We start from the raw sequence: 22,211 nt of genomic DNA, 5'->3' as shown, positions 1-22,211 counted from the left end.
CAGGTCAGATCCTGTGTCATGATAGTATTGTACTATTTTACAGGCGTTTTTTGCAAGAAAATGCGGTATACTTCCGATTATACTACAGGTGTAACCGACAAACTGTAAAAAAGGAGAACTGCTATGTCGGAATTAAACAGAATTGAATTTTATACGAAGAAACCGATTGCGGAATGTACCGATCTGGAGCTGTTTAACGCGCTGCTGGAACTGACGGTAGATGCGGCAACAGTCAGAGGATACAATACCGGAAAAAAGAAACTGTACTATATTTCAGCGGAATTCCTGATCGGAAAACTGCTGTCCAACAATCTGATCAACCTGCAGCTGTATGATCAGGTCAGCAGCGAGCTGCAGGCAGCGGGGAGAAGTCTGGAAGAACTGGAAGAATTTGAATACGAACCCTCGCTGGGCAACGGCGGACTGGGCCGTCTGGCTGCCTGCTTCCTGGACAGTCTGGCGACTCTGGGGCTCCCGGCGGACGGCGTGGGCCTGGCATATCACTGCGGACTGTTCCGCCAGTCATTCCTGAACCACAAGCAGTATGAGACGCCGGATTACTGGCTGAAATGGGGCAGAGAGAACTGGATGCGCCGGACCGACCGGAAATACCGGGTGCCGTTTGGCGGATTTTCACTGGAATCCGTCATGTATGAGATCGCGGTGACCGGTTATCACGGCAAATGCGGCCGCCTGCGCCTCTTTGATGTGGATTCCGTAGATGAGCGCAGCATCAAGGACGGCATTGCCTTCGACAAGGAATCCATTGCCAAAAATATCACGCTGTTCCTTTATCCGGATGACAGTGATGAGCAGGGCCGTCTGCTGCGGGTATACCAGGAGTATTTCATGGTCAGCAACGCGGCACAGCTGATGCTGGAAGAATGTGAGGAGCGGGGAAGCAACCTCCATGATCTGGCGGATTACGCGGCAGTACAGATCAACGATACCCATCCGACCATGGTGATTCCGGAACTGATCCGCCTGCTGACAGAGCGGGGCATCGATATGGATGAGGCAGTGCAGATCGTGACAGATGTCTGCGGATATACGAACCACACGATTCTGGCCGAAGCGCTGGAGACTTGGCCGAAGCATTATCTGGAGAAAGCGGTACCCCATCTGATCCCGGTGATTGAAGCGCTGGACGCGCGGGTGCGGAGCAAATACGAAGATTCTTTTGTACAGATCATTGACGAAAACCAGAATGTACATATGGCAAATATTGACATTCATTTTAGCCATTCGGTCAACGGTGTGGCAGAACTGCATACCAACATTCTGAAGGAAAGCGAGCTGGCGCCGTTTTACCGGATCTATCCGGAGAAATTCAATAACAAGACCAACGGCATTACTTTCCGCCGTTGGGTGCGCGTCTGCAATCCGGAACTGAGCGCGCGGATCACGGAGCGCATCGGACACAGCTGGATGCATGATTCCTCCGAACTGAAAAAACTGCTGGATCTGCAGGATAATACAGAGTTCCTGGATCAGCTGACCGAGGTAAAACAGCAGAAAAAGCAGCAGTTCGCGGACTGGATCCGAAACCATCAGGGAGCGGAAGTGAATCCGGACACGCTGTTTGACGTGCAGTCCAAGCGTCTGCATGAGTACAAACGGCAGCAGTTAAACCTTTTGTGGATTATCCGCAGATACCTGGACATCAAGGCCGGAGAAAAACCGGAACAGCCGGTGACTGTAATTTTCGGCGCCAAAGCGGCTCCGGCTTACACGATTGCTAAAGATATCATCCATGCGATTCTGTGCATGAGCCATATCATTGCGCGGGATCCGGAAGTGCGGAAGTACCTGAATGTAGTGATGATTGAAAATTATAACGTGACGGCGGCCCAGAATCTGATTCCCGCAGCTGATCTGTCTGAGCAGATTTCCCTGGCGTCCAAGGAAGCGTCCGGCACCGGAAATATGAAATATATGATCAACGGCGCCCTTACCATCGGAACCATGGACGGAGCCAATGTGGAGATCGCGGACTTTGTGGGACCGGAGAATATCTATACCTTCGGCTTAAGTTCCGATGAAGTAATTGCCCACTATGCCAAGGGGGATTACTGCGCCAGAGACTATTACCAGGCGGATGAACGGCTGAAGGAAGCCGTAGATTTTCTGACCGGTCCGGAAATGCTGGAAACCGGGGACGCGGAGAATCTGAACCGTCTGTTCCATGAACTGGTGGGCAAAGACTGGTTCATGACCTTCCCGGATTTCGCGGAATACTGCAAGGTGAAGGAACAGGCCATCCGTGATTACGCAAAGAAGCGGGAATGGGCCCGGAGAACACTGGTGAATATCGCCAACGCAGGGTTCTTTTCTTCCGACCGTACCATTGCGCAGTACAACGAAGATATCTGGCATCTGACTTCCGACCGGGACTGATCCGGAAAAGAAAAAGGGAAAGATCCGGCGCCGGGACCGCCTATTCCTGCGGGTCCCGGTGCATGGCATCCGCCACGGCGCGGATCCATCCCTGTACTTTTGCGACTTCTTCTTCTGAAATAATGACCATGGAAATTATACGGTGCCATCATTCTGACATCCATGACATCCTTCAGTCCGATTCCAAAAGGTTTCAGATTGATATCCATGAGTTCCCACGTTGCCAGCCTGTACTCTTTGCCGCTGCTGAGGTTATACCCTTTTCTCCAGAAGCTCTCCGGAACCCAGTCTTCGCACAGATTTGCCATGCAGATTCCGGATTCGATCGAAGTGCTCCACTCAAGCACATTGTTCGGCGCCTGATGCCAGATGATCGGCTCTTCCCCGGCGCCCTCTGCGCTGGGATGCTGGCCGGTCTGCCGAATCGATACCCAATGCTTCAGCCCGGATTCGAAGACAGCAAGTTCCGAGAATACCTTGGAAAGAGCATAATAATCAAATATGGACGGATTAATGGGGTCTCCGACTCTTCCCCAGTGGATGGGATAGATGCGGCAGCCCGTTTCCGCAACGGTTCCGATATAAGCAAAGTGTACCTTGTCAGGGTCAGGCTGCTCTTTAATGGCCTTGATAATATTCAGAGTCGACCCGATATTGGTATAGAGAGTCTTCTCCGGATATTTGTCTGCTGCAGGGGAGACCATTGCTCCAATGTGGATGACATAATCGGCACCATCCACACCCTTTTTGATGTCTTCGTAGTTTGCCATGTCACCCCAGATAATCTGAAGCGTAGGGCAGGCGTACTTCTTCATCAATTTCCTGTTCTTCTCCGAAGGCCTTACCAGTGCTTTTACCGTAAACCGGGTATTTCTGGCGAGGAGCTGTTTCAGCGTCTCCTGCCCCATAATGCCTGATGCTCCGGTCATAAAGACCACTTTATTCGGCTTGGTGACATCCGCATGCACCTCTGGTTGATCAAAAGTGAAGGCTGCCTCCATTGCCTCTTTTGTGGCATTAAGTGCCCTCCTTGCTCTTCCCGCATCACCGATGACCATATACCCGCAGCCATTGGCATAAGCCGCCTCTTCCAGAGCTTTGCCATCCCTGGATCTGGAGCCGACAGCAATGACCGCATAGTCACAGGGGAATTCTATCGTCTTATCCCCCTTCTTCCCGACCACCTTTCCATCTTCTATCGCGGTAACGGCTACTTCTGTGACCGGAGTGATGTTCAGCTTCGGCAGATGGACGTCAAGATAATACTTTCTCGCCATGCCAAGGTCTGCACAGATCTGCGGGAGCATCTCAAGAATGGTCACCTTATTCCCTCTTGCTTCCAGATATTCGGCGACCTCCATACCGACCATTCCGCCGCCAATCACGACAATATTGCCATTCACTTCTGATTTTCCATCAAGTACATCATGTGAATTCGTGACAAACGGCTTATCTACTCCGGGAAATTCCGGAATCAGCGGCTCGGATCCAATTGCATTGAATACCGTATGAGGCTTGATCTCGGCAATCATTTCCGGAGTTACTTTTGTGTTCAGACGAATATCGACTCCCAGCGCCGCAGCCTGCTTCGCCATACGCTCAACTGCTGCCTTCATCTCCCCTTTTCTGGGCGCCATTCCCGCGGTACGGAACTGTCCGCCCAGGGTATCGGTGGCCTCGCAGAGGATCGGATTGTGCCCGCGCTGCTTCAGGGTAATCGCTGCCTTCAGTCCGGCGATACCGCCTCCGGCAATAAGCACCGTCTCGGGATGATCTGTCTTCTTGATCTCGAATTCCTTTTCTCTTCCCACTGCCGGATTCATCAGACAGGTAACATGAGCGCAGTCCGGATTGGCAAAAGCATCCAGACATCCCTGATCACAGCCGACACAATAGGTGATCTCATCTGTTCTTCCTTCGCGGACCTTATTCACAAATTCAGGGTCTGCATACTGGGCGCGGCCCATCACTACCATGTCTACCTTATCTTCTTCCAGTACTTTCTCCGCGATATCCGGCTCATTCAGGCGTCCGACACCGATGGTCAGCATCCCCGTCTCTTTTCTGATTCTGGCTGCATTTTCAATATTGAAGCCCTTGGGAATGTCAAGCGGCGGTATTTCATACATATTGGCCGGAGTAATGACATTCCCTCGGGAAACATTCAGAACGTCCACACCTTCCTTACCCGCCAGCTTGCAGAATTCAATGACCTCCTCAATGGTAAGTCCACCCGGCAGGAAATCATCGTGTGCATCAATTCTCATGAAAAGCGGCATATCATCCGGCATATGGGAACGGATCGCCTTTATGGCTTCCAGAGGAAATCTGGCACGATTTTCAAAACTACCGCCATATTCATCGGTACGATGATTGATTCCGCCCGAAAGGAAGGTATGAGGAAGATAATTGTGTGCGCAATGAAATTCAATGCAATCATATCCTGCCTTGACTGCTCTCTCCGCCGCTTTCCCATAGCACTCGATCACTTCGTGGATTTGTTCCAGAGTCATTCCAGGCAAAGTAATCTCCGGGCTGACCGGCATATCACTGGGAACCAGAATCTGTGCCGTCTTATCGAGCCCCACGGCAAGACTGCCCTGCCAGAGCTGAATCCCTGCCTTGCCGCCCGCTGTGTGAATGGCATCTGCCAGCTTCTTGAGGCCAGGAATATACTTGTCTTCAGAGATAGACAGAAAATGCCGCGGAGCACTCGGGGTATGAACACTGGCAACCTCTACAATATTCAGTCCGCTGCCGCCTTTTGCTCTTGCTGCATGATAAGCGATATGCTGGTCGGTCACATAGCTGGCATTGCCTGAAAATTTTGTTCCTGTGGCCGGAAAGATAATTCTGTTTTTCATCTCCATGCCACGTATTTTTATCGGCTCAAACAATTTGTCATACATGGTAATACCTCCTCATTTCCAAGAAATGCAGACATATTTGATTACCATCACTGTAACACGTGACATAATGTGACAGTCAATTGCCCTTTTCTCATGGCCCAGGCCGTCTCGCAGCGCCCTGTCTTGGCTCTTATCTGCTTCATTTTCCTTGATTCATTGAAATTCTCACGGAAAAAGTGTACAGTTACTGTATGCTTTTCGTTAGTAGACTATGATCCATGAAACGTCATATTGTGAGGCATTTCCGTGAAAATCTCAGAAGTTTGCAGTAAAACGGGCATCAGCAAAAGATCGATTCATTATTACATTCAGGAAGGTCTGATCTCTCCGGTATCGAACAAGCATAACGGCTATTTTATTTTTACAGAAGAAGACTGCCGGAAGCTGCAGACCGTTCGCTGTCTGCGGAATGCCGGTGTTTCAATTGCTGATATACGTTCCATTATGGCGAATCCGGCAACCATCAATTACTATCTCAGCATTCACCTCAAAAAGCTCCGCAATGAGCTCAGTCTGATGCAGACAACCATTAACAGCCTGAATTACATCCTGTCAAAATCTCCTTTGCATCCATCCGTCTCAGACATCCTGGATCTGGTAAGCAGCGCTGGCATCCCCGATTCTTCAAAGACTTCCGTGCTGGATCACTTTGATTCCTATGATGTTTCTCTTACGAACAAATATTTATGGGGATCCTTCTTAAATTCCGAACCATTCAATGATTATCAGGACTTTCTCTGGAACAAGCTTCAGCGGCTTGCACAGGAGAATTATTCAGATGACTATAGCAAGATCGAACATTACCTGTGCTCGCTGAGCAATTCCTCCATTGACCGAACCTTTGCCCATACAGAGCAGCACCACATCTACATTGCTGAACTTACCGAAAAGGATTATGGATCATATTCTGAGCAGATAAAAAAGCAGCTGCATCGAATCTCCAAAAACCGGGTTCTTGTTTCCGCATGGAAACGGAATTACGATCTGTTTTATGCACCGACAGCACGGATTCATTCCTCGCAATTAGGGGATATCGTTGCCGAGATCAGCCCGTTTTTTGCCTCCTTTAAGAAAAATATCAATGAAATCTGCAAGATGGTATATGACTGGCTCTTTCGTCCGGAGGGATCGGATTGCCTTGCTTTACTGAATCATACGTTCGGCCGCTGTCTGGATATCCAAAGCTGCAACCACGGACAGCTCGAATCATTAGCTTCCTTAAGCATAATTGGATACGGTGAATAAGCGATTTTTATGATTAAATCTGTAAAAAAGGTAGAAATCACATAATAAAGTTCCTTTCCTTTCTAATCCTGTGGTAAAATGGGAACTGGAACAGATTTCTCCTCTGCATTTTTGTTTTTTCGGGAGGAGAGATCTGGCTCACGGGGAAATGCTCTACGATAAGGGGGATAAGGAATGGAGATTTCAGCGAAAAAACGATGGCACCGAATTCTTGTCTGCTTAGCTGCCGCAGTATGGAGCGCAGTCATCCTGTGCGGCATTCCGGGGACCACAACCACGGCATGGGCCGCAGGAACCGGGAAACTGAAGATAAAAGTCGCTCAGGATAACGGAAGGGCGCAGGAAATCCTGAAGTATGTAAACAAGTACCGGAAACAGCACCATCTCTCTGCCTTAAAACTCGATACGGAACTGACCGAGGCTGCCGTCACCCGCGGTGCGGAGCTGAATATTATGGTTCCCTACACGAGTCCGCACAGGCGTCCCGACGGAAGGTATGCACACACGGTCAACAAACGGATCAATTATGAGGACTGCCTTGAAACGACCTATGGCTCGATCAGCGCCAAGGAGATTGTGGATGAGTGGATGGATTCTCCGTCTCACAAGAAGGGAATTCTGCTTCCCGGTGCCCGCAGCATCGGCATCGGCGCAGTATACATGCAGGATAGTCTTTTCAATGGCAAATTATATCCTTGGTACAGTTATCAGCAGTCATATACTCTGGAGATCAGCCGGACATCAGTAAAGAAGAAGCTGAAGTCTTCTTCCGTAAAAAAATATACCAAATCGATATCGACCAAAAAAAGCGATCTGAAGAAGAAATATTTCAGCTGTACTACCAAAAACGTCACTCTTTATACCGGAAACCCCTCATGGGATCATTCCCTGGAATTATGGGTGAATTACAGCGGCCCTCATACCTGGTCCGATGCCCACATTGATAATTCATCGTTTACCTGGAAAAGCAGCAAACCTTCCGTCGCATCGGTGAATAAACATGGACTGATCAAGGCAGTAAAGCCCGGAACTGCTGCCATTACGTTCCGGCTGAAATCGGATCCTAAGGTCAAGCTGACCGTCAAAGTGTCTGTACAAAAAGCGGGCGAGTAATTCTGCTGCGCATCAAAAAAGGAGGCGTTCGTACGCCTCCTTTTTTGATGCAGGCGGGAACGCCTTCCGGGTCCCGGGCGTAAACCGCCGTAACGGGAACCAGGCCTGGACCCGCGCGCTTCAATCATTGCGCATCAGCATTACAATTGCTGCTATTCAACAGCATGGCATGTCTTTTCAAGGATATTGAATACCGGAATCCAGTACTTGCCGGTTGATTCCATGCACACGTCCGTACAGTTATAAGAGGCAAGCCATGCGGCAAGATCCCGCAGACCTCTGGAGAAAGAAGAAAATCTTTTTTCTTTATACACTGTCCGACCATTGGGATCGGTGATGCCGATGCAGGCAAAGATCCAGGTTTTGTGGATGTCAAGTCCACAACAATTGAAACGAAAAATTTTAAAAGCCAATAAAACACCTCCTGATATTTTGTAGATGCAAGAGCGGTAGTGACTGGTCATCCGGCAAAATCGAGACAACTTCGAAAGAGATAAGTTTACGGGCTACGGAATGCGCCATTCATTGATGCCTTAAGGATGACCGGCAACATATAAAAATGCGGGGTAGGCCGCTATACCGCCCCGCCACTCACCTCGGCGTGCTCTGTAGTGTACCGGTCTTGCAAGAAAAGGATATCAGGAATTGAGAAAAGTAGAAAGAGCGAAAGCACCTCGGTTTTCATAACCCCATCGGTGCCTTTCGCTAGAAAGGCGGATAATAAAAATGAAGCTTTACGAAACAAGAGCAGAAGCGGCGCAGGGATGCAGAGCAAGCGCAAAAACAGCAGAACGTTACATGAAGGCCGCAGAGCGGTTCGCTAGAGAAGGAAGAAAGACTTCCGCCTGGAACATGGCGGATACCGCGAAGACGGCAGCGGACTGCGCGATGCAGGCGCACGAAGCACTGTGGGGCCTGGCAGACGGCAAACTTACCGACGAGGAATTCGAAGCCTTTGAACAGGCGGAGATCGCACAGACGAACGCAAGGAAAGCAGCCGGAGCCGCGGCAAACTGCTAAAGGAAACTGCCGGAAAGCCTCGACCAGGGGCTTTTGTTCGTACAAAAAGTCTTCGGATAAATACTTCAAATTCCGCAAGATATCACTTGCTATATGTGCCATGCTTGATACGTTAAATCAGAAGCTGCAGGCGTTCAACACATGGTTTCAGACGCTCTCTCCAGGGGCCCAGCAGATGATCGTAAAGATCGCCGTGATCGCTGCCCTCGTCGGCCCTCTTCTGGTCGGCATCAGCAAAATTGGAATGGCAATTGGAACCATCAGCGGCGGCATCGGAAAGATGATCACGCTGGGCGGAAAACTGTCAAAGGCATTTTCTGATGCAGGCGGCATGGCTGGTGTGATGGGAAAAGCAATCGGTTTTCTGACCAGTCCTATTGGACTGGTGATTGCCGCGATTGCTGCTGCGATCGTGGTCGGCGTTCTGTTATATAAAAACTGGGACAAGATCAAGGCGACTGCGCAAAAGGTATTCACTGCAGTTTCAAAGATCATCACCTCGGTGATGAAAACAATCAAATCCGTAATCACCACTGTCTGGAGCGGAATCAAGAAGTTCTTTGTTACCGTGCTTACTGCGATTGCGGCAGTCTTTCGAGCGTACTTCGATATCTACCTGACCATAGCGAAGACTGTATTTAAAGCGATCAAGATCGTAATTACCACAATCATGAACGGGATCCGGGTTGTTATTCGTACAGTCTGGAATGCCATCAAGGGAATTTTCAGTTCGGTCACCGGCGCGATCAAATCCATCGTGACCCGGGCGTGGAACGGCATCAAATCCGTCACCAGCAGCGTATTTCACGGCGTGCTCTCCGTGACGAAGTCCGTTTGGAACCGGATCAAGGCGGTAATTTCATCTGTTGTGAACGCAGTCAGGAACGTGGTGTCCCGCGGCTGGCACGCAATACGGTCGGTGACGGCCTCAGTGTTTAACGCCGTAAAGAACGCGATGGTGCATCCGATTCAGACCGCGCTTTCCGTAATCCGCGGTATTGTGAACCGGATCAAAGGATTGTTTCACTTCAGTATCTCGATGCCGCACATTCCGCTTCCGCACTTTTCGATCTCTCCGTCCGGCTGGAAGATCGTGGCTACTGTGAAAGACGGACTCGGCAGGTTCGATACCGCTTATCTCCCATTTGAAGTTCACTGGGCGCATCAGGCTTTGATTCCTACGGCTTCTGTGTCTGTAGATAAGAATAATCTGATCGCAAGCATCACACCGATCAAACCCGAAGGTGCGCTGGATACCGATGTCTGCGATATTTACCGGCTGTCCTCGGACAAGCCGGAGCTGATTGTTTCCGACGCGGTGTTTGAAGAAACCTACGTCGATCCGTATCCGGCCTTCGGAGACAGCTGCGGACATCGTGTCGTGATGCGAACAGCAAACGGCGATTACATCACAGCGGAAAATATCCCGGCGTGGACGGACTACAGCGACGAGGATGGAGATGTCTTACATGAAACGGCTCTCGTCATTGACTTTGACGGAGATCGGGCGGTTCTCCCATATAATGTGAAGCTTGATCACTCCTGGGAGAAGGATTTCGAGCGGACAAGGTACCTTGGCGGCTCGATCACCGGAGACTGGAACGAAGGCGTCACCCGCGATCTTTCTGTCAGCACGGATATCATCCGGATTCAAGACAGCGACCTGATTCAGACCATGCGAAGGCTCGCAGACTACGCCGGCATCTGCCACGTCAGAACCTCCGACGGATCAAGCTTTGCCGCGGATGTCGAAGTCAGTGAAAGCCGGGAATACAATTCGCTTTCCGTTTCGTTTTCACTGGATATCAAGAAGGTCGAAGCGGAAGGATTCGACGGTATGACGTTATCGGAATGGAAGGAACTGCAGGAGGAGGTATGAGATGGATTATTCAAAAGGATTTACCGCGTCGTATGACCTTACAATCGTCGATCCGGTTTCCTGGAGAGACATTTCTCATCACAGGCTGACAGCAGGAACGATCACAAGAAATACAGATCTTCTGATGGAGTCTGCAGATCTGGACCTGACGGAAGTCCCAGAGGACGGCGAGGTTTGGGTTCGGGTATGGATGAACGCCAGACAGGAATATTCCTCGGAGTCCCGCATTCCGTTGTTTACCGGTCTTACCACAGCTCCGGAACGGAAACTCACCGGGAAGCGGGAAAGCTATCCGGCGTCCTGCTACTCGGTATTAAAGCCTGCCGCGGACCGGCTGCTTCCAAGAGGCTGGTACGCGCCAAAGAACGGAAACGGCGCAAAGCTTGTGAAGGATCTTCTTTCCGTCGGGGCAGCTCCGGTAACGGCAGCGGAGAACGCATCGGCCCTGTCCTCCGCCATTGTCGCCGAGGACGGCGAGACGAATCTTTCCATGGCGAGCAAGATCCTCACCGCCACCGGATGGAAGATCCGGATACATGGAAACGGAAACATTACCATTCAGCCGAAAAGCACGGAAGTCGCAGTCACCTTTGACGCGGCTTCTTTTGACATCTTAGAGCCGTCCGTCACCGATCAGTACGACTGGTATTCCTGTCCGAATGTGTTTCGGGCGGTCTCCGGCTCCGATTATGCGGTGGCAAGGGATGAAGATCCGGAGAGCAGGTACTCCATTGCTTCTCGCGGCCGGGAAATCTGGATGGAAGAAACCAACTGCACGCTCCGGGAGGGAGAAACGCTTCTCTCTTACGCAAAGCGAAGGCTTAAGGAAGAACAGATGCCATCGAGAACGATTTCGTATGACCGACGCTATGTACCGGACATCTTTCCCGGTGATTTGATTCGGCTGAATTACCCGGAGGAAAAGATCAGCGGGACATTCGAAATTAGAAGCCAGAACATCACGCTCGGCTTTGCCGGGAAAACATCAGAGGAAGTGATTGAAGTATGAACATAAAACAGCACATTGCGCAGCGTAATTTAAAAGAAGCTTTCACCTATCAGGGACATAGCACAAAGCCCTATGACACGCAGGCAACCGTAACAAAAGCAGAAGATGACATCGCATGGGTACATATCCCGGGCGGCATCAGCGAGACGCCGGTACAGAGATCGATTGATGCAAAGGTTGGCGACACCGTCACTCTTCGCGTATCCGGCGGGTCAGCATGGATCACTGGTAACCTTTCCTCTCCGCCGACAGATGATACTGCAGCAAACGACGCAAAAGAGCATGCGAAGGAGGCGAAAGTCACCGCTGTTCGGGCGCAGGGAACGGCAGACGGCGCAAAAAATCTCGCAGACAAAGCAGGAAGCGCTGCGGAAAATGCCGCTAACGCCGCCGGAACTGCGGGTACTGCAGCAAAACAGGCTGCCGCTCAGGCAGATCAGGCAAAGACGGATGCTGCTAGTGCCCGGAATGCAGCCAATAAGGTGAATGTTAAATTTTCATCACTGATTCGAAAGACCGACGATGGCATTGAATGCGGCATGGTACCGGATGCTTCCACGCTGACGGATGGAAATTCCGTAATAGTGCCGGCCGCACTGGTCAACACAGACGGAAGTTTCGATGTAAACCTTATCACCTATACGAACACTTCCGGCACCGTCAGCCGGACAAAATCCGTGCGTTTCGCATCTTTCGGAAAAGAAGCGGTGATTGGGGAAACCAATCAGACACATGCCCGGATTGATACCGACAGCTTCGACATCATCGATGCGGACGGTTCGATTCGCGCAAGCCTCGGGGGAGCCACCCCGCTGCTTCAGATCGGAAAATTTACATTTACCAACCGGGAAAACGGAAATCTGACACTTCAGCTGAATTAAGGGGGAATCTCTATGGCCTTGTATAGTAGAAAATTAATGCTTTCGCACATCGGCTTCTTAGCGGACGGTGCGGGAACACTTTCCAAAAGCAGTTATCTCTTGTGCGAAGTCACCGGCGTTGCCTTAGCGGATGGAAAAACTGTTGCAACGTTAAAATACAGTCTCTATGGATCTTCATCGAAAAGCCGTTCTGTCACCGCAGAAATCTATGCCGCCGGCACGAGCATATCAAAGACTGTGACAATCGGAACCAGCATGAAATGCCTTCTGACATTGACAGGCACAAAGACCGGATATGACGATATCTCGGATTACGCCAACGCGTCACTTTCCTATAGCGAAAAGAAAAGCAGCGAAATTATGGGATCCTCATATAGTATTACCACTAAACCGGACCTCATGTCGGCAACAGAGCTGACCTACGTAACTTTTGCTTCCCTCAACAGTTATCCGTCAGAGCTGACCTACGGAAAAAGCGGAGATTTCCAGTTTTCAAAATCATCCGCCTACAAGTTGGAGTTCTACGATCCGGATGGCGTGCTAAGATACACAACAACATTTACAGGCACCAGCGCAATCATTACTGTCCCAACCAGTGTATTCAAAGACTGCGGAAAGAATCTGACCCATTTCACATTTTATGAAATGAATGGGAATACCGCTATTTTTCGAGATACCTACCCTGTCACTGTAGCAGAAACAGCATGCGCGCTGACTCTTGTTGCATATCGTAACGGAACATCTGACAATCCGGACAATGTTACTCTCCTGGTTAACGGTCAGTCTGCTTCAGTCAGCGCATCAAGAACGATTACTTTCTATGCGAAAGAAACCAGCGCAACAGAATGGACAAAGCTTTCGGAAAGTCTATCGCCGTCAAGCGCTGCTTTCAGCGATTTAAGTTGCGAAGTCTCTCTGTCAATTGATTACGCATGGGACATCTATGGCGCGATCGAAGACGGATATACAAAAGCGCAATCCACAAAAGTCCGGATTTTCTCAAAATATTACATCATGGACGTCCGGACAGACGGAACAGGTGTTGCCTTCGGCGGAACCGCGGCAAACAGTGATGAGCTGTACTGCGGTTTCGGTAACTTCCGTGCGGATAACATCACACCTTCCGATATTACCGGTATTGCCAATCTTATCTATCCGGTCGGCTCCATTTATATGTCGGTAAACAGCACATCGCCCGCAACTCTCTTTGGCGGAACATGGGAGATGATTGAAGGAAGATTCCTGCTTGCGGCAGGAGGAGGTTATTCCGCAGGAGACACCGGAGGTGAAGCTTTTCATACGCTTAACATCTCTGAAATTCCTTCCCATCAGCACAGCGGAAGTACAGACAGCGATGGGTCTCACAGTCACAGCTACGGGTCCGGTAAGTATGTGCATCTTACCACCGATGGAGACACCGGTGCAGAAGGCTACTCGGGAGGTCTTTCGGGTAGCGGTTACAAGCTCCCGCGTTCAAAAAGTTCCGAGAATTATACGCATGGATCGAAAACCGCAAGCGCCGGTTCACATACGCATTCCTTTACCACAGGAAGTGCAGGCGGCGGAGTCTCGCATAACAACATGCCGCCGTATCTTGTCGTTTATGTCTGGAAACGGACGGCTTAACAGAAAGGAGCAACTTATGAAGGAATTCTGGGGAATCAATCAGCTTGTCCTGACCGGCCTTGGCGGTTGGATCGGATACTACTTGGGAGGATGTGACGGCTTGATCTATTTATTGATCGCATGCGTGGTCATTGATTATATCACCGGTGTGATGTGTGCACTTGAGGATCACAGGCTCTCATTCGCCGTAGGATTTAAAGGGATCTGCAGAAAGGTCCTTATTTTTTTGCTTGTCGGTATTGCGAATTTGATCGACATCTACGTTGTGAAATCGGGATCAGTTGTACGGACAGCGGTGATCTTCTTCTACATCTCAAACGAAGGCGTATCGCTTCTGGAAAACGCTGGGCATCTCGGTCTTCCGATTCCGAAGAAATTGAGAGACGTACTGGAACAGCTCCACGACAGAGCAGACAATGAGGATAAGTAAATGGAGATTAAAGGAATTGATGTCAGCCACTGGCAGGGAAATATCAACTGGGCGAAGGTAAAAGCCGCAGGCATAAAATTTGCCATCATCAAGGCCGGCGGCTCGGATGACGGCTTCTACACGGACAGCCGGTGGGAAGCGAACTACAAAGGCGCGAAGAAAAACGGCATCGCGGTTGGTGCGTACTACTTTGCGGGGCCGAAGTGCGTGACAGCGGAGGCAGGCAAAGCAGACGCGAAGAGATTCATCCAAATGCTTAAGGGAAAGAAGCTGGAATACCCGGTCTACTTTGACTGCGAGGCGCAGCCGGCATCGAAGAAATCCGGAACCACAAAGGCCGCGATTGCTTTCTGCAGGGAGCTGGAGGCGGCCGATTACTATGCCGGAATCTACGCATCCGCTTACTCCGGATTTCAGGATCGGCTGGATGATTCGAAACTCGGTTCCTTTGCGCATTGGGTCGCACAGTACGCGAGCAAATGTACCTACGGAGGTAAGTACGGAATCTGGCAGTATTCTTCCGGTGGAAAGGTGTCCGGCATCAGCGGAAACGCGGACATGGATCTTTCCTATGTGGATTATCCGGCCATTATCAGAAAGAAAGGTCTGAACGGATATCCGAAGCCGGATGCGGATAAGAATACAGGTACAAAGGCCGAGAAGGTAGAAGCCAAGAATGGGAAGAAGACCGCGGACGCCATCATTTCCGTGATGGAGGGATGGCTTGGATACTCTGAGAAGAATGGGAAATACAAAAAGATCATCGATATCTACAACAGCCATAAGCCGCTCGCCCGCGGCTACAGGATGAAATATACGGACGCATGGTGCGATGCTGCTGTTTCCGCTGCCGCAATCAAGGCGGAAATGACCGACCTCATCGGAACGGAAATCAGCTGCGAAAAGCATGTGGCAATTTTTAAGAAAAAAGGCATCTGGCAGGAGGACGGAACAATCACGCCGAAGCGCGGAGATATCATCCTGTATAACTGGAACGATCATGCGCAGCCGAATGACGGAAGCTCCACTCACATCGGAATTGTGACTAAAGTGAAGAATGGGAAGATTACAGTGATCGAAGGAAATCACAAGAACGCGGTCGGTTACCGCACCATCCCGGTCGGCTGGGGATATATCCGAGGATATGCCAGACCGAAGTACGATAAGAGTGCTTCTGCCAAGAAGAAATCTGTGGATGAAATTGCCCGGGAAGTAATCGCCGGAAAGTGGGGAAACGGTAATGCCCGGAAACGGAAGCTCAAGAAAGCCGGATATGACTACGATGCCGTGCAGAAGAAAGTGAATCTTCTGGTGAAATAAGATTCACTAGCGCTTTCTCTATTTCTCATATCGGGACTCAGATCAAAAACGATACCAAATGGAACAACACGAGTCCGGACGAACTGATGACGCTCCTGAAGCGGAAAGCGGAAAGAATCAACTGAATACCGGAAAACCTCTGAGCCTGATTGCATTCCCATGACGGAGTGCGGTCAGGCTTTCTTTTTTTGCGCCGAAATCGGAAATTCCGGCTCTTCGGCTACATAGCTGTTGAAAGAATTACCCGCATCACGAAGGGGGTTGATTTTTTCGCCAAGGAACAGGGGAAAGGATGAGTCCCCGGAAAGGAGCGGATGAAAATGACGGAAAATCAGAAATCCAAAATCAGGACACTTCGCCGGAAAGGATACGGGTACGGCAGGATCGCAAAGGAGCTGGAGATTCCGCTGAATACCGTGAAGTCCTATTGCAGGAGAAACGCGGACGAGATCGCGGAAAAGCCGAAGCCGGCCGTCGAATACACGGGAGAAGTAACGCACTGTGAGAACTGCGGAAGGGAAATCCGGCAGATCGCAAAGCGGAAGAGAAAACGCTTCTGCTGCGACAAGTGCAGAAACGCCTGGTGGAACAGCCATCTTGACCAGGTGAAACGTAAGAAGGTCTACTATTTTGTGTGTCCGACCTGCGGAAAGGAATTTCATCTCTACGGCGACAGCAGAAGAAAGTACTGCAGCCACGAATGCTACATCAAGGACCGATTTGGAGGGCACGGAAATGGGCGATAAGGAATTCAGGGCGGAAAAACTGTACCAGACGACCATGCGCATCGCTCGGGAAATGCTGGAAAACGGTCTGATTTCCGGGGAGGAATACCAGCGAATAAATGCCGTATTTCTTGAAAAATACAAGCCTGTTTTCGGCGTATTATTTTCGGAATGATCGTTGACTTAACGCCGGTTCAGAGGGATGTATGGTAGCGGAAAGGAGTTGATACAATGGCGAAAATAACAAAGATCAGGCAGGCGGTGCCTGTTATGAAAGAGAAGAAAAAGGTTGCCGCCTACGCCAGGGTTTCGATGGAAACTGAGCGGCTGCATCATTCCCTGTCCGCACAGATCAGCTATTACAGTTCGCTGATTCAGAAGAACCCGGACTGGGAATACGCCGGGGTTTACGCCGACGACGGCATCTCCGGAACGGGGATTGTAAAAAGGACGGAATTTCAGCGGATGATTCTAGACGCAGAGAACGGCGGGATCGATATCATCCTCACAAAGTCCATCCAGCGGTTCGCCAGGAACACCGTTGATCTTCTGGAAACGGTAAGACATCTGAAAGACATCGGCGTGGAGGTGCGGTTTGAAAAGGAACGCATCAGTTCCATGAGCGGCGACGGGGAGCTGATGCTCACAATACTTGCCTCTTTTGCGCAGGAGGAAAGCAGGAGCATATCGGAGAACGTGAAGTGGAGCGTTAAGAAGCGGATGGAGAAGGGCATCCCAACGGCAAAGCTTCCCATTCTCGGATACCGCTGGGCAGGAGACACGCTTAAGGTCGTGCCGGAAGAAGCTGCGGTCGTCAAGCGGATCTACCGGAACTTTTTGGACGGGAAGTCAAGGCTTGAAACCGAGCGGGAACTGGATGCGGAAGGAATTCGTTCCGTGAGAGGGAATGTGATGCATGATTCCCAGATACATCATATCCTTACCAATATCACCTACACCGGGAATACCCTTCTTCAGAAGGAATACGTTGAAGATCCGATCACAAAGAAAAGGAAAAAGAATAAAGGCGAGCTTCCGCAGTATTTCATCGAGAACACGCACGAAGCGATCATTGACATGGAAACCTGGCGGTACGTGCAGGATGAGATTGCGCGGCGCAGAGAACTCGGACCGCTTGCGAACAAGAGCCTGAACATCACCAGTTTTACCGGGAAAATCAAATGCCCGCACTGCGGAAAAAGCTATACGAGACACAAAAGAAAGAACAGGGCAAACCAGTCCGAACTTGGCGATGACCTTGTTTACTGGATCTGCGGTTCGAAAGGGAAAAAGAACAGTCAGTGTCCGGTTCGCGGCAGCATTCCGGAACGGTATCTGAAACGTGAATGCGCAGCCGTGCTGGGGCTGGAGAAATTCAGCGAGAAGGTGTTTTCCGAAAAGGTGGACCGCATCGACGTTCCCGAGCAGGGTCTTCTGAAATTCCGCATGAAGGACGGGCGGATCATTGAACGCAGATGGGAGAATACAAGTCATAAAGACTGCTGGACGAAAGAGATGAGACGGCAGGTCAGTGAGCGGAGACGAAACCGCAGGACTCGAATTGTGAAAGGCGGCGGATTTACCGGATTTGTAAAATGCGCCGCGTGCGGAATGAACTACCGCCGTCAGACTAAAGCCTACAGGGACGGGACGGACGGCTCCTATCTTCGCTGCCCGCACAGTTCATCCTGCGGAAACAAATCGATCAGGGTTGAAACCATGAAGCAGCTTACGGCTGAAGTTCTCGGAATACCGGAGTTTGACGAAACCATCATGGATGAGAAACTGGATCACGCCATGATTGATCACGGAACGGTCATTTTCTGTTTTAAAGACGGAAGAACCGAAGAGCGGACTTACCGGGAAAAGAGAAAAACATATCGGCATACGGAAGCTGAAAAGGCGGAACTTCGCACGGCGAGGGAATCAGAGAAGAGAGGTGATACGGATTGTCAAGACAGGTAAAGAAAATTCCGGCCACCATCAGTAGGTTCACCGCCGCACCGATCAACAGCAAGACGAAACGGCGAGTGGCGGGCTACGCAAGGGTGTCCACGGATCATGAAGACCAGACGACAAGTTATGCGGCGCAGGTCGATTACTATACGAATTACATCAAAGGTCACGAGGACTGGGAGTTCGCCGGAATTTACACGGACGAGGGCATCAGCGCAACCAACACGAAAAAGCGCGAGGGCTTCCGACATATGATCAGCGACGCCCTGGACGGAAAGATTGATCTGATCGTCACCAAGTCCGTTAGCCGGTTCGCGAGGAACACGGTGGATAGTCTGACAACCATCCGCGAGCTGAAGGAAAAAGGCGTGGAATGTTATTTTGAAAAAGAGAACATCTGGACGCTGGACTCCAAGGGCGAGCTTCTGATCACCATCATGTCGAGCCTTGCGCAGGAAGAGAGCCGGTCGATTTCGGAAAACGTCACCTGGGGACAGCGGAAAAGAATGGCGGACGGAAAAGTCAGCTTTGCCTACAGCCGGTTTCTCGGGCTGGACAAGGACAAAGAGACCGGGAAGATTGTGGTGAATCAGGAGCAGGCGAAGACGGTCCGTCTGATTTTCCGGCTGTTTTTGGAAGGTCTTACGCCGAACGCCATCGCGAAGGAACTGACGAACCGGGGCATCAAAACTCCGAGCGGAAAGGACGTCTGGAACCAGTCGACGGTTCGCCGGATGCTTTCCAACGAGAAATACAAGGGAGACGCGCTTCTTCAAAAAGAGTTCACCGTTGATTTTCTGCAGAAGAAGATGAAAAAGAACGAGGGAGAAGTACCGCAGTACTACGTGGAGGGAAACCACGAGGCGATTATTTCTCCGCAGGTTTTCGACCTGGTGCAGACGGAACTGGAACGGCGGAAACACGGCCGGTCAAGGTACAGCGGAATCAGTATCTTTTCCAGCAAGATAAAATGTGCAGACTGCGGCGGGTGGTACGGATCCAAGGTCTGGCATTCCAGAGACAAATATCGGAAAGAGGTCTACCGCTGCAACAGCAAGTACGAAGGCGAAAAATGCCAGACGCCTTTCGTGACAAAGGAAGATGTGAAAGCGGCGTTTGTTTCGGCGTATAACAAGCTGGTGAAGGAGAAGAAAGAGATCCTGGCAAACGCGCAGCTGATCCGGAAGACCCTGTGCGACACAGGCAGCCTGCAGGAAGAGAAGAACCGTCTGGAAAACGAGCTTTCCGTAATCGTGGAAATGACGGACAGTCTTGTTGCGGAGAATGCCCGCATCGCACAGAATCAGAATGATTATCAGAAGAAGTACGACGATCTCGTCCGAAGGTACGATGAGAAGAAGCAAAGATACGATGAAGTGACGGACAGGATTCGGAAGAAGGAGACGCAGAGCGAGCGTCTGGCGGAATTCATCCGGGAATTGAAATCACGGAAAGGCGTAATCGCGGAGTTTGATGACGCTCTCTGGGGAAGCATGGTGGAATACGTCACGGTTCACAGGGACGGGAAGATCAGCGTCACATTCCGGAACGGAACGGAAATTGAAGCGTAAGCATATACTTTCAGAGTTGCCGCAGTTCGAAAGAACTGCGGTGTTTTCGTTGCGCGTGATAGTATAAATGTTTTAAAATATATCTGTTCATAACATTGACTTGATGCCGTTTAACAAGACATTGATTTATGCGATGACAACAGTTTATCAATAGATTGAAAGTTGAGGAGAAAAACAGAATGGGATTATTGGACAAATTATTCGGTCGAAAAAACAAGGCTAAAGAGGCAAGTGTTTCTCAACAATCACCAGCAATGGGAAGCACTCCGGTAAATGAAAGAAAACCCGCTTTTACCAAACGGGGCCTCGTGTCTGCCCATAAAGTTCAAATGGATGATAGCGCTTGGAACGCAATAGAGCAGAGATATATTGCTTTTGATGTGGAAACCACAGGCTTAAGTGCAGAAAGAGATCGAATAATAGAAGTGGGAGCCGTGATATTTGAAAACGGAATTCCAGTTGATAAGTTTGGAACGCTGGTAAATGCGATGGTCAGAATTCCATCGGCAGCAACAGCAGTAAATCATATTACGGATCAGATGATTGCAAATGCGCCTTTGGAAAGAGAAGTTTACGCTAAGCTGATTGAATTTTTAGGGGATGCTTTGACCGGGACGACAGCTATCTGCGCTCACAATGCAAGATTTGATATGGACTTTTTATCGGAGACGCTCGAGCGACTTGGGTACGATGCCGAAATATACTATATTGACACATTGTCATTGTCCAGAAACATGGTTAAGGGATTGGAAAATTATAAGCAGAATACTGTGGCAGCACATTTTGATCTGGTTAATCAAAACGCGCACAGAGCTGAAAGCGATGCCGAGATATGCGGATCCCTTCTTTGGAATTTGCTGGGAGTCAAAAGGGATGAACAGGAAAAGAACAGAATCGCAATGGAGAAATCCAGACCTTCCGATGAGGAAAAGGAAGTATGCGCAGTAATCCAAAATATTATTGCATCAAGAAATGGCAATATAGATCTGCTAGGCTTTTATAAAAACAGCAGCGGGTACGTTGACGTATGCTATCTTTACAACATCATAAAATTCAAATTTGCAAAAAAAGGAAAATACATTATTGTTGCAAACAATTTGAAGGCGACTAAAAGCTTTGCAAAGGAGCCGTGCACAATGACCGAGGGCGGTTCTGACTATGTCAGAGTGTTTTTCTCTTCTCCGCTTGATATAGAAGTTTTAGGCGATTACATTTTCAAGGAATACAAAGCTATTTCAAAGTCTGCGTTGGACTATTTGAAATACAACAGGAGTTTTATTGGCGAATATAAGAATGGCCCAATTATGAATAATGCGATGTCCATGGACGATGTGAATGACATCCTCGATGTTGTACGCAGTAAAGATTACCAGGTTCAAAATGTCGCTGTAAATGCAGAAAATATTGACAGAGATTCAGTGGAAATACATCCGGTAAACAACAGAACCAGCCTTTCAGAGATTAGGAATTTAGATAATTGGGACAAAGGATTTGATCAAGGTTTTCCGTTTTGGGAGAAAGGAGATGAACTTAGGAAGGCAGGTAATATTGAAGCATCAATCGAATTGTTCGATAAAGCGCGCTTCCAAGGTTACTGTGCTCCGGTATTATTTGAATCATATGCGAAGGCATATCATAAACTCAAAGATTATGATAATGAAATTGATATTTTGGATGAAGGAATTGCACGTGAAAGTAAGCAAGGAACAAATATCAGCCGGATGGTCGCACGCAGAGATACTGCTATTAAGATGTTATTGAAGCGAAGAGAAAAAGAGCAAAATGCCAAGGAACGTCTTGAGAAAAAGCAGAAGCAGGCTGACTTGAATTCTGAAAAGTCAAATGGGAAAGAACAGGATAATAAGCAAACCGGGCGGCCAATATTACAGTTGGATGATGATATGAACGTTATTGCGCGTTTTGAATCTGTGGCCGAGGCCGTAAGAAAAACAGGAATTAATTCTAAAAGTATTCGGGATGCTGCAAAGGGAAAACAGAAGCATGCCGGAAGTTTTGTGTGGAGATATGAAGAGGAATATGAATCCAAGTAGGTTCTTTGTGATAAGGCGAGTTCATACACTCCTAACGATGCACACTGCTATCGTTATGCAGGGTGTGCAGACATTTTGC

The 22,211-nt window shown here is 49.5% G+C and carries 16 protein-coding genes and 1 pseudogene; 15 read left to right on the top strand and 2 right to left on the bottom strand.

Annotated elements, in window-relative coordinates:
• Nucleotides 1-123: 123 nt before the first annotated feature.
• The gene (locus CXIVA_RS03645; RefSeq protein ID WP_013976673.1) at nt 124-2,397 is read left to right on the top strand and encodes a glycogen/starch/alpha-glucan phosphorylase; all 2,274 of its coding nucleotides are present in this window, start codon (nt 124-126) and stop codon (nt 2,395-2,397) included.
• 458 nt (nt 2,398-2,855) lie between these two features.
• Here the strand turns inward: CXIVA_RS03645 and CXIVA_RS13740 are convergent.
• Nucleotides 2,856-5,306: pseudogene (locus CXIVA_RS13740) on the bottom strand (FAD-dependent oxidoreductase); the annotation flags it as partial.
• Between the two features lie 246 nt (nt 5,307-5,552).
• Between CXIVA_RS13740 and CXIVA_RS03640 the strand changes: the two are divergent.
• A complete protein-coding gene (locus tag CXIVA_RS03640) occupies nt 5,553-6,551 on the top strand; it encodes a MerR family transcriptional regulator (RefSeq protein ID WP_013976672.1) in 999 nt (332 codons plus the stop codon).
• 174 nt (nt 6,552-6,725) lie between these two features.
• A complete protein-coding gene (locus CXIVA_RS03635) occupies nt 6,726-7,664 on the top strand; it encodes a CAP domain-containing protein (protein WP_013976671.1) in 939 nt (312 codons plus the stop codon).
• A gap of 152 nt (nt 7,665-7,816) precedes the next feature.
• On the opposite strand, the gene CXIVA_RS03630 is transcribed toward CXIVA_RS03635, so the two are convergent.
• Complete coding sequence (locus CXIVA_RS03630; protein ID WP_347475639.1) at nt 7,817-8,077, bottom strand: transposase; 261 nt, start codon at nt 8,075-8,077, stop codon at nt 7,817-7,819.
• Nucleotides 8,078-8,390: 313 nt separating this feature from the next.
• Here CXIVA_RS03630 and CXIVA_RS03625 point away from each other — a divergent pair, with 313 nt between their 5' ends.
• From CXIVA_RS03625 to CXIVA_RS03570, 12 genes are all read left to right on the top strand, one after another.
• Complete coding sequence (locus tag CXIVA_RS03625; RefSeq protein ID WP_013976670.1) at nt 8,391-8,684, top strand: hypothetical protein; 294 nt, start codon at nt 8,391-8,393, stop codon at nt 8,682-8,684.
• A gap of 175 nt (nt 8,685-8,859) precedes the next feature.
• On the top strand, nt 8,860-10,563 hold the full coding sequence (locus CXIVA_RS03620) for a hypothetical protein (protein WP_013976669.1): 1,704 nt from the start codon (nt 8,860-8,862) through the stop codon (nt 10,561-10,563).
• A gap of 1 nt (nt 10,564) precedes the next feature.
• A complete protein-coding gene (locus tag CXIVA_RS03615; RefSeq protein ID WP_013976668.1) occupies nt 10,565-11,572 on the top strand; it encodes a hypothetical protein in 1,008 nt (335 codons plus the stop codon).
• Complete coding sequence (locus tag CXIVA_RS03610; protein WP_013976667.1) at nt 11,569-12,453, top strand: hypothetical protein; 885 nt, start codon at nt 11,569-11,571, stop codon at nt 12,451-12,453. The genes CXIVA_RS03615 and CXIVA_RS03610 overlap by 4 nt, the downstream gene beginning before the upstream one ends.
• 12 nt (nt 12,454-12,465) lie before the next feature.
• The gene (locus tag CXIVA_RS03605; protein WP_013976666.1) at nt 12,466-14,079 is read left to right on the top strand and encodes a hypothetical protein; all 1,614 of its coding nucleotides are present in this window, start codon (nt 12,466-12,468) and stop codon (nt 14,077-14,079) included.
• A gap of 16 nt (nt 14,080-14,095) precedes the next feature.
• Nucleotides 14,096-14,509, top strand: a complete 414-nt coding sequence (locus tag CXIVA_RS03600; protein WP_013976665.1) for a phage holin family protein — start codon at nt 14,096-14,098, stop codon at nt 14,507-14,509.
• On the top strand, nt 14,510-15,829 hold the full coding sequence (locus CXIVA_RS13735; protein WP_013976664.1) for a GH25 family lysozyme: 1,320 nt from the start codon (nt 14,510-14,512) through the stop codon (nt 15,827-15,829).
• 320 nt (nt 15,830-16,149) lie between these two features.
• Nucleotides 16,150-16,575 (top strand): hypothetical protein, encoded by a 426-nt coding sequence (locus tag CXIVA_RS03585; protein WP_013976663.1) that lies wholly within the window; start codon nt 16,150-16,152, stop codon nt 16,573-16,575.
• Complete coding sequence (locus CXIVA_RS14165) at nt 16,565-16,729, top strand: SHOCT domain-containing protein (RefSeq protein ID WP_013976662.1); 165 nt, start codon at nt 16,565-16,567, stop codon at nt 16,727-16,729. The genes CXIVA_RS03585 and CXIVA_RS14165 overlap by 11 nt, the downstream gene beginning before the upstream one ends.
• Nucleotides 16,730-16,785: 56 nt before the next feature.
• The gene (locus CXIVA_RS03580; protein WP_013976661.1) at nt 16,786-18,519 is read left to right on the top strand and encodes a recombinase family protein; all 1,734 of its coding nucleotides are present in this window, start codon (nt 16,786-16,788) and stop codon (nt 18,517-18,519) included.
• The gene (locus CXIVA_RS03575) at nt 18,504-20,081 is read left to right on the top strand and encodes a recombinase family protein (RefSeq protein WP_013976660.1); all 1,578 of its coding nucleotides are present in this window, start codon (nt 18,504-18,506) and stop codon (nt 20,079-20,081) included. Before CXIVA_RS03580 ends, CXIVA_RS03575 begins: the two co-directional genes overlap by 16 nt.
• A gap of 179 nt (nt 20,082-20,260) precedes the next feature.
• Nucleotides 20,261-22,132 (top strand): exonuclease domain-containing protein, encoded by a 1,872-nt coding sequence (locus tag CXIVA_RS03570; RefSeq protein WP_013976659.1) that lies wholly within the window; start codon nt 20,261-20,263, stop codon nt 22,130-22,132.
• Nucleotides 22,133-22,211: the final 79 nt, after the last annotated feature.

This window comes from Clostridium sp. SY8519 (assembly GCF_000270305.1).
GTDB lineage: Bacteria > Bacillota > Clostridia > Lachnospirales > Lachnospiraceae > SY8519.
The sequence above is the reverse complement of the archived record's forward strand: the minus strand, read 5'-3'. Positions and strand labels throughout refer to the sequence as shown.

Bases quoted from the DNA above. Each gene is read 5' to 3' on its own strand.
- CXIVA_RS03645 (WP_013976673.1), top strand. From the start codon at position 124: ATGTCGGAATTAAACAGAATTGAATTTTATACGAAGAAACCGATTGCG.
- CXIVA_RS03635 (WP_013976671.1), top strand. From the start codon at position 6,726: ATGGAGATTTCAGCGAAAAAACGATGGCACCGAATTCTTGTCTGCTTA.
- CXIVA_RS03625 (WP_013976670.1), top strand. From the start codon at position 8,391: ATGAAGCTTTACGAAACAAGAGCAGAAGCGGCGCAGGGATGCAGAGCA.
- CXIVA_RS03620 (WP_013976669.1), top strand. From the start codon at position 8,860: ATGATCGTAAAGATCGCCGTGATCGCTGCCCTCGTCGGCCCTCTTCTG.
- CXIVA_RS03615 (WP_013976668.1), top strand. From the start codon at position 10,565: ATGGATTATTCAAAAGGATTTACCGCGTCGTATGACCTTACAATCGTC.
- CXIVA_RS03610 (WP_013976667.1), top strand. From the start codon at position 11,569: ATGAACATAAAACAGCACATTGCGCAGCGTAATTTAAAAGAAGCTTTC.
- CXIVA_RS03605 (WP_013976666.1), top strand. From the start codon at position 12,466: ATGGCCTTGTATAGTAGAAAATTAATGCTTTCGCACATCGGCTTCTTA.
- CXIVA_RS03600 (WP_013976665.1), top strand. From the start codon at position 14,096: ATGAAGGAATTCTGGGGAATCAATCAGCTTGTCCTGACCGGCCTTGGC.
- CXIVA_RS13735 (WP_013976664.1), top strand. From the start codon at position 14,510: ATGGAGATTAAAGGAATTGATGTCAGCCACTGGCAGGGAAATATCAAC.
- CXIVA_RS03585 (WP_013976663.1), top strand. From the start codon at position 16,150: ATGACGGAAAATCAGAAATCCAAAATCAGGACACTTCGCCGGAAAGGA.
- CXIVA_RS14165 (WP_013976662.1), top strand. From the start codon at position 16,565: ATGGGCGATAAGGAATTCAGGGCGGAAAAACTGTACCAGACGACCATG.
- CXIVA_RS03580 (WP_013976661.1), top strand. From the start codon at position 16,786: ATGGCGAAAATAACAAAGATCAGGCAGGCGGTGCCTGTTATGAAAGAG.
- CXIVA_RS03570 (WP_013976659.1), top strand. From the start codon at position 20,261: ATGGGATTATTGGACAAATTATTCGGTCGAAAAAACAAGGCTAAAGAG.